The 15019-nt window shown below is 71.0% G+C and carries 12 protein-coding genes; 3 read left to right on the forward strand and 9 right to left on the reverse strand.

The annotated features are described in order from the left end of the window. Nucleotides 1-47 precede the first annotated feature (47 nt). The 3 genes from leuS to holA all read left to right on the forward strand — a co-directional run bounded on the left by leuS (nt 48) and on the right by holA (nt 4447). On the forward strand, nt 48-2654 hold the full coding sequence (gene leuS / locus AC0IY1_RS23710) for a leucine--tRNA ligase (RefSeq protein ID WP_471772910.1): 2607 nt from the start codon (nt 48-50) through the stop codon (nt 2652-2654). Between the two features lie 214 nt (nt 2655-2868). Further along, the gene (gene lptE, locus AC0IY1_RS23715) at nt 2869-3405 is read left to right on the forward strand and encodes an LPS assembly lipoprotein LptE (protein WP_471772964.1); all 537 of its coding nucleotides are present in this window, start codon (nt 2869-2871) and stop codon (nt 3403-3405) included. Nucleotides 3406-3418: 13 nt separating this feature from the next. Next, nucleotides 3419-4447 carry a DNA polymerase III subunit delta gene (gene holA / locus AC0IY1_RS23720; RefSeq protein WP_471772913.1) on the forward strand — a complete coding sequence of 343 codons (1029 nt, stop codon included), beginning with the start codon at nt 3419-3421 and terminating at the stop codon, nt 4445-4447. 13 nt (nt 4448-4460) lie between these two features. Here the strand turns inward: holA and AC0IY1_RS23725 are convergent, their stop codons facing one another. The 9 genes from AC0IY1_RS23725 to AC0IY1_RS23765 all read right to left on the reverse strand — a co-directional run bounded on the left by AC0IY1_RS23725 (nt 4461) and on the right by AC0IY1_RS23765 (nt 14602). Continuing rightward, on the reverse strand, nt 4461-5360 hold the full coding sequence (locus tag AC0IY1_RS23725) for a ParB/RepB/Spo0J family partition protein (protein ID WP_055948557.1): 900 nt from the start codon (nt 5358-5360) through the stop codon (nt 4461-4463). A gap of 71 nt (nt 5361-5431) precedes the next feature. After that, complete coding sequence (locus tag AC0IY1_RS23730) at nt 5432-6280, reverse strand: ParA family protein (protein WP_471772915.1); 849 nt, start codon at nt 6278-6280, stop codon at nt 5432-5434. After that, a complete protein-coding gene (gene rsmG, locus AC0IY1_RS23735; RefSeq protein WP_055948560.1) occupies nt 6277-6915 on the reverse strand; it encodes a 16S rRNA (guanine(527)-N(7))-methyltransferase RsmG in 639 nt (212 codons plus the stop codon). The genes AC0IY1_RS23730 and rsmG overlap by 4 nt, the downstream gene beginning before the upstream one ends. Beyond that, nucleotides 6905-8785: a tRNA uridine-5-carboxymethylaminomethyl(34) synthesis enzyme MnmG gene (gene mnmG, locus AC0IY1_RS23740; RefSeq protein WP_471772917.1), complete on the reverse strand. Its 1881-nt coding sequence runs from the start codon at nt 8783-8785 to the stop codon at nt 6905-6907. The genes rsmG and mnmG overlap by 11 nt, the downstream gene beginning before the upstream one ends. A gap of 116 nt (nt 8786-8901) precedes the next feature. Further along, nucleotides 8902-10218, reverse strand: a complete 1317-nt coding sequence (mnmE, locus tag AC0IY1_RS23745; RefSeq protein ID WP_471772919.1) for a tRNA uridine-5-carboxymethylaminomethyl(34) synthesis GTPase MnmE — start codon at nt 10216-10218, stop codon at nt 8902-8904. A 146-nt stretch (nt 10219-10364) separates the two neighbouring features. Beyond that, a complete protein-coding gene (rho, locus tag AC0IY1_RS23750) occupies nt 10365-11705 on the reverse strand; it encodes a transcription termination factor Rho (protein WP_055946483.1) in 1341 nt (446 codons plus the stop codon). Nucleotides 11706-11956: 251 nt separating this feature from the next. Further along, nucleotides 11957-12664 (reverse strand): Smr/MutS family protein, encoded by a 708-nt coding sequence (locus AC0IY1_RS23755; protein WP_471772921.1) that lies wholly within the window; start codon nt 12662-12664, stop codon nt 11957-11959. Then, entirely contained in the window at nt 12661-13848 is a 1188-nt protein-coding gene (mltA, locus tag AC0IY1_RS23760; protein WP_471772924.1) for a murein transglycosylase A, read from the reverse strand. The genes AC0IY1_RS23755 and mltA overlap by 4 nt, the downstream gene beginning before the upstream one ends. Nucleotides 13849-13870: 22 nt before the next feature. Further along, complete coding sequence (locus tag AC0IY1_RS23765) at nt 13871-14602, reverse strand: Tim44/TimA family putative adaptor protein (protein ID WP_055946490.1); 732 nt, start codon at nt 14600-14602, stop codon at nt 13871-13873. Nucleotides 14603-15019 lie beyond the last annotated feature (417 nt).

A 15019-nucleotide genomic window follows, 5' to 3' on the forward strand; every position in this document is an offset into this window, starting at 1 on the left:
CACCCCGCGAGGCGCGCCCCTCACCCCAGAACCCCGGCGCTCGGCCCATGACGACCACCCCTGCCCCCAAACCCGCTCCCGAGCGCTACAACGCCAAGGAGACCGAGCCGCGCTGGCAGCAGGCCTGGGCGGCGGCGGGCATCTACGCCACCCGGAACGACGATCCGAAGCCGAAATACTACGTGCTGGAGATGTTCCCCTACCCGTCGGGGCGCATCCACATGGGCCACGTGCGCAACTACGCCATGGGCGACGTGGTGGCGCGCTACAAGCGGGCGCGGGGCTTCAACGTGCTGCACCCGATGGGCTGGGACGCCTTCGGCCTGCCGGCCGAGAACGCCGCCATGGAGCGCAAGGTCAACCCGCGCGACTGGACCTATGCCAACATCGCGACGATGCGCGGGCAGCTCCAGAGCATGGGCCTGTCCCTCGACTGGAGCCGCGAGATCGCGACCTGCGATCCTGACTACTACAAGCACCAGCAGCGCATGTTCCTCGACTTCCTGGCCAAGGGGCTGGTGACGCGCCGCACGGCCAAGGTGAACTGGGACCCGGTGGACCACACCGTGCTGGCCAACGAGCAGGTCATCGACGGGCGCGGCTGGCGTTCGGGCGCCCTGGTGGAGCAGCGCGAGCTGACCCAGTGGTTCTTCAAGATCACCGACTTCGCGCAGGACCTCTACGACGCCCTCGGCGGCCTGGAGCGCTGGCCGGAGAAGGTCCGGGTGATGCAGAAGAACTGGATCGGCCGCTCCGAGGGGCTGGAGGTCCGCTTCGCCCTGGAGGCGCCGCCGGCCCACATCGCTCCCGAGGTGAAGGTCTACACCACGCGGCCCGACACCCTGTTCGGGGCGAAGTTCCTGGCCATCGCCGCCGACCACCCGATCGCCGCAGCCCTGGCCCCGGCCCACCCGGCCCTGCAGAGCTTCATCGAGGAATGCCGGCGCACGGGCACGGCCCAGGCGGCCATCGACACGGCGGAGAAGCTCGGCTTCGACACCGGGCTCTCGGTGCGCCATCCCCTCGACCCGTCCTGGCTGCTGCCGGTCTACGTCGCGAATTTCGTGCTCATGGAATACGGCACCGGCGCCGTGTTCGGCTGTCCGGCCCACGACCAGCGCGACCTCGACTTCTCCAACAAGTACGGGCTCGGCAACACCCCCGTGGTCTGCCCGGAGGACCAGGACGGTGCCAGCTTCGTCATCACCGACACCGCCTATGACGGCGACGGGCGGATGATCAACTCGCGCTTCCTCGACGACATGACCACCGACGAGGCCTTCCACGCCGTGGCCAACCGCCTGGAGGCGGAGATCCTCGACGGGGCGCCGGTGGCGCAGCGCAAGGTGCAGTTCCGCCTGCGCGACTGGGGCGTCTCGCGCCAGCGCTACTGGGGCTGCCCGATCCCGATCATCCATTGCGAGGCCTGCGGACCCGTGCCGGTCCCGGTGGCCGACCTGCCGGTGAAGCTCCCCGAGGAGGTCTCCTTCGACGTGCCCGGCAACCCGCTGGAGCGCGACCACGCCTGGCGCGACGTCCCCTGCCCCACCTGCGGCCAGCCGGCGCGACGCGAGACCGACACCATGGACACCTTCGTGGATTCGTCCTGGTACTACGCCCGCTTCACCGCGCCCTGGCTGCAGGACGCGCCCACGGACCGCACGGCCGTCGACCAGTGGCTCGCCGTCGACCAGTATATCGGCGGGATCGAGCACGCGATCCTGCACCTGCTCTACGCCCGCTTCTTCATGCGGGCGATGAAGGCCACCGACTGGTCCGGCGTCTCCGAGCCCTTCGACGGCCTGTTCACGCAGGGCATGGTCGTCCATGAGACCTACAAGGATGCGGCCGGCGCCTGGGTGCCCCCCGCCGACATCCGGATCTCGGCCGAGTCCGGCACCCGCGAAGCGTTTCACGTGAAAACGGCGGAGCCGATCACGATCGGCGCCATCGAGAAGATGTCCAAGTCGAAGAAGAACGTCGTCGACCCGGACGACATCATCGCCAGCTACGGTGCCGACACGGCGCGCTGGTTCATGCTCTCCGACTCTCCGCCGGAGCGCGACGTGATCTGGACCGAGGACGGCGTCCAGGGCGCGGCCCGCTTCGTCCAGCGCGTCTGGCGCCTCGTCTCCCTGGCAAGCACCGTCGAAACCACGACCGGCGCGAGCGACGCCGTCCTGCGCAAGGCTGCCCACAAGGCCCTGGCCGCCGTGGAGGAGGACGTGGAGCGCCTGCGCTTCAACCGCTGCGTGGCCCACATCTACACCCTCGCCAACGCCCTCGACGACGCGCTGCGGGGCGGCGTCTCGCGGGCCATCGCCGGGGAAGCGGCCGGGATCCTGACCCAGCTGATCGCCCCGATGATGCCGCACCTCGCCGAGGAATGCTGGCAGGCCCTCGGCCGCGACGGTCTCGCCGCCCAGGCGCCCTGGCCGGAGGTCGATCGCGCGCTGCTGGTGGAGGACAGCGTCACCCTGCCGGTCCAGCTCAACGGCAAGAAGCGGGCGGATGTCACGGTGCCGCGCAGCGCCGACGTCGCCGCCGTCCAGGCCCTGGTGCTGGCCGACGAAGCGGTGCAGCGCGCCCTCGAAGGCCGCAGCCCGAAGAAGGTCATCGTGGTCCCGGGCCGGATCGTGAACCTCGTGGTCTGAGCGGGTTCCCGACCTCCCTCCACGAGGGAGGGGGACGCCCCCGCTGTCCACACCCCCGATCCGGCGACCATGATCCTGCCGGATAGGAAACGTAAAGCTTGGGGCGAATAGGCTGTCGTCGAACCCCGGTTCGCCGTACAGACGGGCGGGACGAGACAGCGGGACGGCGGCGGGCATGATGCGCTTGGCAAACAGGGCAGTGGCGGTTCGGGCAATGGCGGCCGGCACGGTCGGCCGCGCCCTGCGGGTCGCGGCCGTCGCCGCCCTGGCGCTCAACCTGTCGGCCTGCTTCCGTCCCCTCTACGGACCCACCGCCTCGGGCGAGCCGATGGCCGCCCTCCTCGCCTCCGTCCAGGTGGACGACGTGGCGATGGCCCAGGGTCAGGAGCGTCTGGGCCATTACCTGCGCAGCGAGCTCATCTTCGATCTCGACGGCTCGGGCCAGCCTTCCACCAAGCGCTACCGCCTGAAGATGCAGGGCAGCGAGTCGGTGCAGACCCCGATCGTTTCCTCGCAGACCGGTCGCGCCGAGGCCGGCACCATCGTCGGAACGGTGAAGTACGCCCTGGAAGACCTCAGCGGCACGAAGATCATCAGCGAGGGCGTGGCGACCTCCACCGCCACCTACGACCGCTCGATCCAGCGCTTCGCCAGCCTGCGCGCCGCCCGCGACGCCGAGATCCGCCTCGCCAAGGTCCTGGCCGAGCAGATCAAGACCCGCATCGCCTCCGTGCTGGTGACGAAGCCCTGAGCCGAGCCCTGCCGTGACCGCCGTCAAGGCCAGCGACGTCGACGGCCTGATCCGGCGCGGACCCGATCCGCGCATCGCGATCCTGCTCGTCTACGGCCCGGATACGGGCCTCGTCTTCACCCGCGCCAAGGCCCTGGCGGAGGCCTTCGTCAGCGACCCGGGCGACCCCTTCGCCATGGTGAAGATCGACGGGGACGTGCTGGCCCAGGATCCCGGACGCCTCGTAGACGAGGCCGGCACGGTCGGACTGTTCGGCGGCAGCCGCACGATCTGGGTCCGGTCCGGCAGCCGCAACTACGCGCCCGCCGTCGAGGCCGCCCTCAAGGCCGAGATCCAGAACGCCCGCATCGTGGTGGAGGGCGGCGACCTCGCCAAGAGCGCGCCCCTGCGGACCCTCTGCGAGAAGTCGCCGAAGGCCCTCGCCCTGCCCTGCTATCCCGACGACGAGCGGGCGCTCGGCGACCTCATCGACCGCACCCTTCAGGACCAGGGCCTGCGCATCGCCCGCGAGGCCCGGGACGTGCTCGCCACCAGCCTCGGCGGCGACCGCGGCGCCAGCCTGTCGGAGATCGAGAAGCTCGCGCTCTACGCCCAGGGGCAGGGCAGCGTCAGCCTTGACGATGTGGAGGCGGTGGTCAGCGACGTCGCCGGCAGCGTGCTCAACACGCTGATCGATGCGGCCTTCGCCGGCCGCAGCGGCGAGGTCGAGCGCGACTATCGCCGCTTCCGCCACGAGGGCATGGACCCATCGGTGATGCTGGGCTCGGCCCTGCGGCACGCCCTGACCCTGCTGGCGACACGGCTTGCCGGGGAGGGCCAGAGCGCCAGCCTGATGGTGGCGAACTGGCGCGGCCTGCATTTCAGGCGCAAGGCCCTGGTGGAAACCCAGCTCGCGCGCTGGTCGCCCCCGGCCCTGCGCCACGCGGTCCAGCTGCTGCAGGACTCCGTCCTGGCCTGCCGCCGGGCGACCCCGGACCTCGCCCACGCCCACGCGTCGAGCACGCTCCTGCGCATCGCCGGCGAGGCGGCCCGGCGGCGATAGCGATCGGTCGGGGTCAGGCCTCCGCCTGCCCCAGGTTGAAGCGCTGGCACAGGGCTTCGAGCTCGGCCGCGTTCTCGTAGCGAATGCGGATCTCGCCCGCGCCGGCCACCTTGGTCTTCACCGCCACGGTCATGCCGAGGGCCCGGGCCATGGCCTGTTCCAGGGTGCGGATCTCGGCATCCTTCTCCGCCGCGCGCCGCGGCCGGCCGGGGCGGGGACCGTCACCCTCCGGCACCTCGGCGGAGGCCAGGGCCTCGACCTCGCGCACCGACAGGCCCTCCTCCACGATCCGACGGGCAACGCCCTCGGCGTCCCGTACGGCCAGGAGCGCGCGGGCATGGCCCGCGGTGATCTCACCGGCCACGACCCGGTCCTGGATCGTCGGGGCGAGCTGGAGCAGGCGCAGGGTGTTGGCCAGGTGGCTGCGGCTCTTGCCCAGGATCTCGGCGAGTTCGCTCTGGCTGTACTGGAACTCGCTCATCAGGCGCTCGTAGCCCGCGGCCTCCTCGATGGCGTTGAGGTCGGTGCGCTGGACGTTCTCCAGGATGGCGAATTCCAGCGAGGTCCGGTCGTCGATCTCCACCGTGACCACGGGCACCTCGTGCAGGCCTGCCCGCTGGGCCGCACGCCAGCGGCGCTCGCCCGCCACGATCTCGTAGGTGTCCGGCACGCCGGCGAGGGCCCGCACCACGATGGGCTGGATGATGCCGCGCAGCTTGATCGAGGCCGAGAGTTCCTCGAGATCCGACTCGTTGAAGCGGCGGCGCGGGTTGCGCGGGTTGGGACGCAGGAATTCCACCGCGACCTTGCGCTGCTCCTGCGACTTGCTCGCCTCGGCGCTGTCATCGCCGAAATCGCCGATCAGGGCCGCGAGGCCGCGCCCGAGCCGGGGCCGCACCACATCATCCGCCATCGCCACCTGCTTCAACTCCGAACCTTGGGGACACGCTTGTCATACGGCGAGGGCAGGGCGCCCCCGCATCGTCACGCCGCGACGGGGAGGCGCCCCTCGCGCTGGATGATCTCGGAAGCGAGGCGCAGGTAGGCCTGCGAGCCCGCGCATTTGAGATCGTAGAGCAGGACCGGCTTGCCGTGCGACGGCGCCTCGGACACCCGAACGTTGCGGGGGATCATGGTCTCGTAGACCTTCTCGCCCATGAAGCTGCGCACATCCGCCACCACCTGCGCCGACAGGTTGTTGCGGGGATCGAACATGGTCAGGACGATGCCCTGGATGGTCAGGCGCGGATTGAGCGCGCCGCGCACCTGCTCCACCGTGCGCAGCAGCTGGCTCAGGCCCTCCAGGGCGAAGAACTCGCATTGCAGGGGCACCAGCACCGCGTCGGAGGCGGCGAGGGCATTGATGGTCAGCAGGTTCAGGGAGGGCGGGCAATCGATCAGGACGTAGGTCACGCCGGCCGTGGCGCCCGCTTCGCCGACACTCTTGAGGACGTTGCGCAGGCGATGGGCGCGGTCCGGCGCGCTCGCCATCTCCATCTCCAGGCCGAGCAGGTCCATGGTGGAGGGCGCCACCATCAGGCGCGGCACCGCGGTGGGGATGCAGGCCTGGCCCAGGGACGCCTCCCCGGCGAGCACGTGGTAGGTCGAGACCTTGCGCTGGCGGCGGTCGATGCCGAGGCCCGTCGAGGCATTGCCCTGCGGATCGAGGTCGATCACCAACACGCTCTCACCGATGGCCGCCAGCGCCGTGCCGAGGTTGATCGCGGTGGTCGTCTTGCCGACGCCACCCTTCTGGTTGGCCAGGGCCAGGATGCGCAGCGGCCGATCCGGATTGCCGCCGGTCGTCGGTACGGGAGTCGGAGCGCTTGTCATGAATCCACGCGAGATAGGGTCGTGACGCGGACGATCCGCGCTTCCGACTCGGTTCGGCTCGGCACGAGATCGTAAACGAATCTCCACCGTTGCGCGGCCTCGGTCAATTCCGATTGGACATCCCGTCCTTTCGGAAACAGGCCGACCGTGCCGGTTGTCAACAGCGGCTCCGCCCAGGCGAGCAGCTGGGCGAGGGGCGCGAGGGCCCGGGCGCAGACCACCGCGACGCCGCGATGGGCCGCGATGACCTGCTCGATCCGGGCATTGTGGACCTTGGCCGGTGCGCCGGTCAGGCGCGCGGTCTCGGTGAGAAAGGCGCATTTGCGCGCGTTGCTCTCGACGAGATCGACCTGAAACCCGGGGCGCTCATGCCCCGCGATGGCCAGGACGAGGCCGGGGAGTCCGGCCCCTGCCCCGAGGTCGAGCCAGGTCTCCGCCTCCGGCGCGATGGCTCGAAGCTGGAGCGCATCGGCGATGTGACGGGTCCAGACCTCGGTCAGGGTCGCGGGCCCGACGAGGTTCTTCACGGTCTGCCAGCGCCGCAGCTGCGCGACGTAGAGGTCGAGGCGCTGCGCTGTTTCACGTGAAACACCCGCACTGGCCAGGACCCGATCGCGGTCGCGATCAGAGGCCATGCGCGGCCCCGCGGTCGGCCCGGCGGGCATGGGCCGCCAGGAGGGTGAGGGCGGCCGGAGTCACACCCTCGATCCGTGCCGCCTGCCCCAGCGTTCCCGGGCGCACGGCTTCGAGCTTGAGCCGCATCTCGTTCGACAGGCCGGGAATGCCCGCATAATCCAGACGGATCGGCAGGGCGACCGCCTCGTCCCGGCGGAAGGCGGCGATGTCCGCCTGCTGCCGATCGAGGTAGACGGCGTAGGTGGCGTCGGTGCAGAGCCGCTCGGCCACGCGGGGCGGGACCGCTGAGAGCTCCGGCCAGACTGCGCAGAGGCGCGCCCAGTCGATGTCCGGGTAGGACAGAAGCTGGAAGGCGGAGCGGCGGATACCGTCCTGATTGAGCGCGATCCCGACGGCCTGGGCCTGGTTCGGGGTCAGGCTCAGGCGGTCGAGCTGGCCGCGCGCCCCGTCCAGGGCCGTCTGCGCGGTGGCGAAATGCATGGCACGGCGCTGTCCGACGCAGCCGAGGGCGGCGCCCTTGGGCGTCAGGCGCTCGTCGGCATTGTCGATGCGCAGGGACAGCCGGTACTCGGAACGCGAGGTGAACATGCGGTAGGGCTCGCTCACCCCATGGGTGACGAGGTCGTCGATCATCACGCCAAGATAGGACTCGGCCCGGTCGAAGGTGGCGAGGGCCGAACCGCCGGCGAGGCGGGCGGCGTTGATCCCGGCCACGAGCCCCTGCCCGGCCGCTTCCTCGTAGCCGGTGGTGCCGTTGATCTGCCCGGCCAGGAACAGGCCCGGCAGGCGCTTGGCCTGGAGGGTGGCATTGAGTTCGCGCGGATCGACGTAGTCGTACTCGATGGCGTAGCCCGGCCGCAGGATGGTGGCCCGCTCCAGTCCAGGGATCAACGCGATGACGTCGCGCTGGACGCTCTCGGGAAGCGCGGTGGAGATGCCGTTCGGGTAGACGGTCGGGTCGTCGAGGCCCTCGGGCTCCAGGAAGATCTGGTGACCCTCGCGGTCGCCGAAGCGGACGACCTTGTCCTCGATGGACGGGCAGTAGCGCGGGCCCCGGCTGGCGATGCCGCCGGAATACATCGGCGAGCGGTGCAGGTTGGCGCGGATGAGGTCGTGGACGGCCTGGGTCGTACGGGTGATGCCGCACTGGATCTGCGGGGTGGTGATCCGCTCGGTGAGGGTCGAGAACGGCACCGGGTCCGCATCCGCCGACTGCATCTCCAGGCCGGACCAGTCGATGCTGCCTCCGTCGAGACGGGCCGGGGTGCCGGTCTTCAGCCGCCCGAGGGCGAAACCGGCGCGGTCGAGGGTCTGGGCCAGGCCCACGGACGGGGCCTCGCCGACCCGGCCGGCCGGGATCCGGGTCTCGCCGATATGGATGAGGCCGCGCAGGAAGGTGCCGGTGGTGAGGACGACGGCGGCGCAGGGGAGGGTGCGTCCATCGGCCAGGAGCACCGCGGAGACGCGCCCCTGCGCGAGGGCGAGATCGGCCACCTCCCCCTCGATCACCCGCAGGTTCGCGGTCTCGGCGATGGCCGCCTGCATCGCGCGGGCGTAGAGCTTGCGATCGGCCTGGGTGCGCGGGCCACGCACCGCCGGACCCTTCCGCCGGTTGAGCAGCCGGAACTGGATGCCGGCTGCGTCGGCGACGCGCCCCATCAGGCCGTCGAGGGCATCGACCTCGCAGACCAGATGTCCCTTGCCCAGGCCCCCGATGGCGGGGTTGCAGGACATGGCGCCGATGGTGGCGGCCTGATGGGTCACGAGCGCCGTCCGCGCGCCGATCCGGGCGGCGGCCGCAGCCGCCTCGACGCCGGCATGGCCTCCACCGACGACGATGACGTCGTAGGAATCAGGTTTCTGGTGCATGGGATCGATTAAGCGGCTGGGGCGCCGATGGTCAATCGATGGATCGGCAGCGACGTGGTTTTCACGTGAAACCGAAGCCTCGTGGTCCCAGGGTCACAGGGCGCGGAGGGACGGGCTCACTTTCCGATGCAGAAGCCGGCGAACAGCCGATCCAGCATTTCCTCGACGCCGACATGTCCGGCCACTTCGCCGAGCGCCCGGACCGCCAGCCGCAGATCCTCGGCGGCCAGCTCGGGCAGGACCGTCCCCGCCAACAGCCGATCGAGATGCTCGCGACAGCGGGTCAGGCCCAGCCGGTGACGTTCGCGCGTGATCAGGGCGTCTCCGCTCCCGACCGCTCGGGAGACCTGATCCTCGATGGCCGCCAACAACCGGTCGAGACCCAGACCGGTCAGGGCCGAGATGGCGATTGCACCGTCCGGCAGGGGGGCGGCGGGATCGAGGTCGCCCTTGGTCCGCACGCGAAGCACCGGCCCATCCGGCATCGGCTCGGCCGTCGACGTCTCCGCATCCGGGCCCGCGAGCATCACCACGAGGTCGGCCTGCCGCATCCGGGCCCGCGTCCGCCGGATGCCTTCCGCCTCGATGGCATCGCCCGCCACGCGCAGACCGGCGGTGTCCACGAGGATCACCGGCAACCCGCCGAGGTCGCAGCGCACCTCGATGACGTCGCGGGTCGTGCCGGGGATCGCCGAGACGATCGCCGCCTCGCGTCGGCTCAGGGCGTTCAGCAGCGTCGACTTGCCGGCATTGGGCGGCCCCGCCAGGACGACGGTGAAGCCGTCCCGCAGGCGCTCACCGCGCCGGGCATCGGCCAGAACCAGCGCGACCTCGTCGCGGATCGCCCGCGCCTTCCGCGCCAGGGCGGCATCCAGGGCCGCGTCGTCGACATCGCCCTCGTCGGAGAAATCGAGGGCCGCCTCGACGCCGGCCAGCAGATCGATGAGGCGCTCACGCCAATCGACCACGCGCGTGCCGAGGGCTCCGTCGAGCTGGCGCAGGGCCTGGCGTCGCTGCGCCTCGGTCTCGGCGTCGATGAGGTCGGCGATGCCCTCGGCCTCGGTGAGGTCCAGGCGGCCGTTGAGGAAGGCCCGGCGGGTGAAGGCCCCGGGTTCGGCCGGTCGACATTGCGGGATCTCGGCCAGGGCGCGCAGGACCGCGCTGCGGACCGCGAGGCCGCCATGCAGGTGCAGCTCCACCATGTCTTCGCCGGTGAAGCTGGCGGGACCCGGCATCCAGGCGACCAGGGCTTGGTCGAGGGGCGTGCCGTCGGGCGCGCGCAGCGTACGGAGGGACAGGCGCCGGGGCGGGGGGAGGGGGCCGGAGAGGGCGCGGATCACGGCGGCCGAGGCCGGGCCGGAGATCCGGATCACGCCGATGGCCGATCGACCGGGGCCGGTGGCGGGCGCGAAGAGGGTAGGCGGTTCGGTCATCGGGGCGGTGCCCTGGAAGCCGACACCGGGCGCGTCAGGCATTCGTCAACCAGCTAATGAACTTGTTTCAGCCGGAAATTGTCAGGTGAGGGCGAACCATGGCCGGTCCCGGATGCGCGCGCGATCCGGGGCCGGCCCAGTCGGCCTCAGGTGTTCATCGAGTCGAAGAAGTCGTTGTTGCTCTTCGTCTGGCGCAGCTTGTCCATGAGGAACTCGATCGCGTCGGTGACGCCCATCGGGTTGAGGATGCGGCGCAGGACGTAGGTCTTCTTAAGCGCATCCGGCGGCACCAGGAGCTCTTCCTTGCGGGTGCCCGAGCGGGTGATGTCGATGGCCGGGAAGATGCGCTTGTCGGAAACCTTACGGTCGAGAATGATCTCGGAGTTACCGGTGCCCTTGAACTCCTCGAAGATCACCTCGTCCATGCGCGAGCCGGTGTCGATGAGCGCGGTGGCGATGATCGAGAGCGAGCCGCCCTCCTCGATGTTGCGGGCGGCACCGAAGAAGCGCTTCGGGCGCTGCAGGGCGTTGGCGTCGACGCCGCCGGTGAGCACCTTGCCGGAGGACGGCACCACGGTGTTGTAGGCGCGGCCGAGGCGGGTGATCGAATCCAGCAGGATGACCACGTCGCGGCCGTGCTCGACGAGGCGCTTGGCCTTCTCGATCACCATCTCGGCGACCTGCACGTGGCGGGTGGCCGGCTCGTCGAAGGTCGAGGCGATGACCTCGCCCTTCACCGAGCGAATCATGTCGGTCACTTCCTCGGGGCGCTCGTCGATGAGCAGCACGATGAGGTAGCATTCCGGGTGGTTGATGGTGATCGACTGCGCGATGTTCTGCATCAGCACGGTCTTGCCGGTGCGCGGCGGCGCCACGATCAGGGCGCGCTGGCCCTTGCCGATCGGGGCGACGATGTCGATGATCCGCGGCGAGAAGTCCTTCTTCGGCGGATTGTCCAGTTCGAGCTTGAAGCGCTGCGTCGGGAACAGCGGCGTCAGGTTGTCGAAGTGGACCTTGTGCTTGATCTTCTCCGGGTTCTCGAAGTTGATCGTATTGACCTTCAGCAGCGCGAAGTAGCGCTCGCCGTCCTTGGGTCCGCGGATCGGTCCCTCGACGGTGTCGCCGGTGCGCAGGCCGAAGCGACGGATCTGAGTCGGCGAAATGTAGATGTCGTCGGGACCCGGCAGGTAGTTCGAGTCGGACGAGCGCAGGAAGCCGAAGCCGTCCTGCAGCACCTCGACGGTGCCGGCCCCGATGATCTCGACCTCCTTGGCAGCGAGCTGCTTCAGGATCGCGAACATCAGCTCCTGCTTGCGCATGGTCGAGGCGTTCTCGACCTCGACCTCTTCGGCGAAGGCGATCAGGTCGGTCGGCGTCTTGGACTTAAGGTCCTGGAGCTTGACCTCGCGCATGCCGTCGAGATCGGCGGCGACGATGCCGCCCTCGGCCGGGCTTTCCACGGGGAGGGTCTCGTACGGTGACGTCATGGGGGATTCAGAACCGGCGGGAAGGGCGAGGCGGGGCAGAGGGTCGGAAATGGCAGTCGGGGAGTTTGGTCGCCGGGCGCCGTTTCGGCGCCGATCAGTCGGTCCGTCCTGGGGAAAGACGGCTCCGCGCATCGTCTTGGCGGAGCCAGGGGCTCACGGATGCAACGCGGCGTAACGAGGAGAGGCCTCACCGGTAGCGCGTTTCTCGGGTTTTCGCAAGGTCCGTCCGCCGGGGCGCCTGCAACGGCCCCTCAGCGGCGGCGCAGGCGCACGTAGAGGGCCCCGGCGCCACCGTGATGGCGGGCCGCCTCCTCGAATCCGAGAACCACGGTGCGCAGCTCCGGCGCGCGCAGCCAATGGGGCACGCTGCGGCGGAGCACCCCCCGCTCGGAGAAGGCATCGTCGTAGGTCGGGCCGCCCTTGCCGGTGACCACGAGGACGTGGGTGTGGCCCGTCGCGCGGGCCCGCATCAGGAAGCCGATCAGCGCCCCGTGCGCCTCCGCCTGGTACATTCCGTGGAGGTCGATGCGGGCATCGACCTGGAGGGCGCCGCGGCGTAGGGCGAGGCGGACGCGGCGCTCGAGGCCCGGCGCGGTCGGCGCAGCCGGTGTCAGGACAGGCGCCGGTGGCGCCGGTGGCGGATTCGGCTTCAGTGCGGCGCGCTTGGCCAGCGTCCGGGGCATCGGCTTCGGGGGCGCGGGCTTCGGGGGCGCGGGCTTCGTCGAGACGGGTTTGTTCGGCACGGCTTTCGGGGGCGCGCCCTTGGGTAGCGCGTTCTTGGGTAGCGCGTTCTTGGCCGAGGCGGGCGTCGTCGCCGGAGCGGGCGTGGCGTCGGAGGGCTTGCCCGCCGCGCCCCGCCCCGTGATGCGGCCGCGCAGCGGCGTGATCAGCCGGGCGATCTCGCCCCACAGGTAGGCGTCCTCTCCCGAGAGGCCGCGCGGGCGCCGGGGCGTCTTCATGGCGCCGATGCCCCGGATTTCGGGAGCAGGACCACGAAGCCGACGGCGTCGCGCAGGTTGCCGGCGGCGATGCCGGCCTCTGCACCGGTGCCGAGATAGAGGTCGCCGCGGGCCGGGCCGACGATGGCCGAACCGGTATCAGCGGCGACGACGAGGCGCCCCGGCTCGGCAGCACCGGCGATCCGGCCCTCGAGCCAGAACGGCAGGCCGTAGCGCCAGAGGGTGGCGTCCACCGCGAGGTTGCGGCCGGGGCTCAGGGGCACGCCGGCCCCGCCGGGCGGCCCAAGGCTCGGGTCGTCGATCTCGGCTAGGCGGAAGAAGATGTAGGAGGCGTTCGCGCGCATCAGCCGGGCGGCGTGCTGGGGGTTCGCCCGCAGCCAGCCGGTCCAGCGGGCCAGGGTGAGACCGTCGAGGGGCAGGTGCCCCTCCGCCACGATGAGCTTGCCGATGGAGGTGTAGGGCCGGCCGTTGCGGCCGTCGTAGAGGACCCGGACCGAGCGCCCATCGGTCAGGCGGACCCGGCCGGAGCCCTGGACCTGGAGCACGAACAGGTCGACGGCGTCGCGCAGGTAGAGGAGCGGGTGGGCCCGGGCGCCCAGGGCCCCGTCCTCGATCGCGGCCCGGTCGGGATAGGCCTCGAAGCCGTCACCGGTCCGGCGCGCGGCACGCAGGGCGGGGTCGAGGCCGGGCCGCGTCTCGCCGGGCTCCAGGCTGACGAGGTCGTCGGGCCGGGCCAGCACCGCAGCGGTGAATTCCGGGCTCGGGGTCGCTGCGCCGACGAGTTCCGGCTCGAAGTAGCCGGTGAGGAAGCCCGTGCGCGTCTCGGGCTTGCCCCCGGCCGGGGGCCTGACGATCCGATAGGGCGTGAAGGCCTCGGCGAAGAAGCGGGCGGCCTCGGCGTCCGGCACGGACTCGGCTCTCGTGCAGGCGGCCCGGAGCGCCTCGGGCGCGCCCGCGACCGTGGCGGGCTGGGGCGTGGCCGGCGGCGTCCGGCAGGTCCGGCGGAAGGCCGCGAGGGTCGCGGCGGCGTCGGGTCCGGGGAAACCCGGCAGGGATGCGGGATCGACGGGCTCCAGCACGGCCCCGCCCACGCGAAACGGCTCGGCCGCGGGGGCGGCCGAGCCGGGGGAGGGGAGAGCGAGGGCGGCGAGGAGACTCGCCGCGGGACGGGAGAACCGGTTCACGCGACCTTGGACAGCGTCGGGCTCAGACGCCGGCTTCCGTGGCGACGAGCTGCCAGTTCGGGTCGCGGGTGCCGAGGGTCCGGGCGAAGGTCCAGACGTCCGGCACCTCGACCACCGCCTCGGCGCTGCCGTCGGTCACCTGGCCCTGCGCGTTGCGGGTGGCGGTGATGAGGTGGGAGAGGAAGTGCACGGTGATCTGCGCGACGCGGTTCTTCACGTCGACGGCCACGATCTCGGCCTTGTCGAGGGAGACGAAGGTGGTCTCCACGGTCTCGCGTCGCGCCTCGCGGGCGTCGATCTCGCGCTCGAAGCCCTCGCAGACCTCACGGGAGAGCAGGCTGCGCAGGGTCTTGCGGTCGCCCTTGGCGAAGGCGATCACGATGGCCTCGTAGGCGCTGCGGGCGCCCTCCACGAAGGCGCGCGGATCGAAGGCGGGCTCGACCTGGACGACGGCTTCGAGGCCCTGGGCAATGGCCGAGCCGGGCTCGGCGATGCCGCGCCAGTCGCGCACGTCAGTCTTCACCGCGGTCTGGCCGCGATCGGCCTGGGGCTGGACCCGGTCGGCGCCGGGCAGGCGCACGACGTTGTCGCCGTCCCCGCGGCCGGCCGGCGGCTCGGTGCGGCTGCGGTCCACCGGCTTGAACGGCGAGCGCTCCGTGCCGGTCTTCTGCCCGAGCACCGAGCGCAGGCGCCAGATGACGAAGACCGCCAGCGCGAGAAAGATCAGGGTCGTCAAGTCGAAGGAGTCCTGCATCACTGATCCGATCGTGGCCGTGGCACGAATACGTTACTTCACGGGGCTCTGGAAACCCGGCCCGGGTCCTCGGCTGACATGCGTGGCCGAGACACGCCCGGCCGGATAGGTCCGGCCCAGGAAAATCTGGCCAAAGGAAATCTGGCCAAAGGAAAATCTGGCCAAGGAAGATCCGGCCAGGACAGATCTGGCCAGGACAGTTCTGGCCATGTCGCGCATTCCCCGGGTCCCGCGCAAGGCGCAGGCCGGGTTCGGCGCGCGGAGGCTCGCGCGGGGTCGAACCTCCGGGGTCGTGCGGAGATATGGATATCGCGGGCCATGAATCCAGGCGAGGGCGCGCGCCTGCGCCGCCTTGACCCGGCGGCGGCCCCGACCGGTCCTGCGGAGCGGGCCCCGGGCTCGCCTTGTCCCGTGCGG

This window comes from Methylobacterium sp. AC690 (assembly GCF_979256535.1).

What these genes read in the sequence shown, in the direction of transcription:
- AC0IY1_RS23725 (WP_055948557.1), bottom strand. Translation starts at nt 5,360, where the DNA reads ATGGCGGATGATGTGGTGCGGCCCCGGCTCGGGCGCGGCCTCGCGGCC.
- mnmE (WP_471772919.1), bottom strand. Translation starts at nt 10,218, where the DNA reads ATGACCGAACCGCCTACCCTCTTCGCGCCCGCCACCGGCCCCGGTCGA.
- mnmG (WP_471772917.1), bottom strand. Translation starts at nt 8,785, where the DNA reads ATGCACCAGAAACCTGATTCCTACGACGTCATCGTCGTCGGTGGAGGC.
- rsmG (WP_055948560.1), bottom strand. Translation starts at nt 6,915, where the DNA reads ATGGCCTCTGATCGCGACCGCGATCGGGTCCTGGCCAGTGCGGGTGTT.
- AC0IY1_RS23765 (WP_055946490.1), bottom strand. Translation starts at nt 14,602, where the DNA reads ATGCAGGACTCCTTCGACTTGACGACCCTGATCTTTCTCGCGCTGGCG.
- AC0IY1_RS23755 (WP_471772921.1), bottom strand. Translation starts at nt 12,664, where the DNA reads ATGAAGACGCCCCGGCGCCCGCGCGGCCTCTCGGGAGAGGACGCCTAC.
- leuS (WP_471772910.1), top strand. Translation starts at nt 48, where the DNA reads ATGACGACCACCCCTGCCCCCAAACCCGCTCCCGAGCGCTACAACGCC.
- lptE (WP_471772964.1), top strand. Translation starts at nt 2,869, where the DNA reads ATGGCGGCCGGCACGGTCGGCCGCGCCCTGCGGGTCGCGGCCGTCGCC.
- AC0IY1_RS23730 (WP_471772915.1), bottom strand. Translation starts at nt 6,280, where the DNA reads ATGACAAGCGCTCCGACTCCCGTACCGACGACCGGCGGCAATCCGGAT.
- rho (WP_055946483.1), bottom strand. Translation starts at nt 11,705, where the DNA reads ATGACGTCACCGTACGAGACCCTCCCCGTGGAAAGCCCGGCCGAGGGC.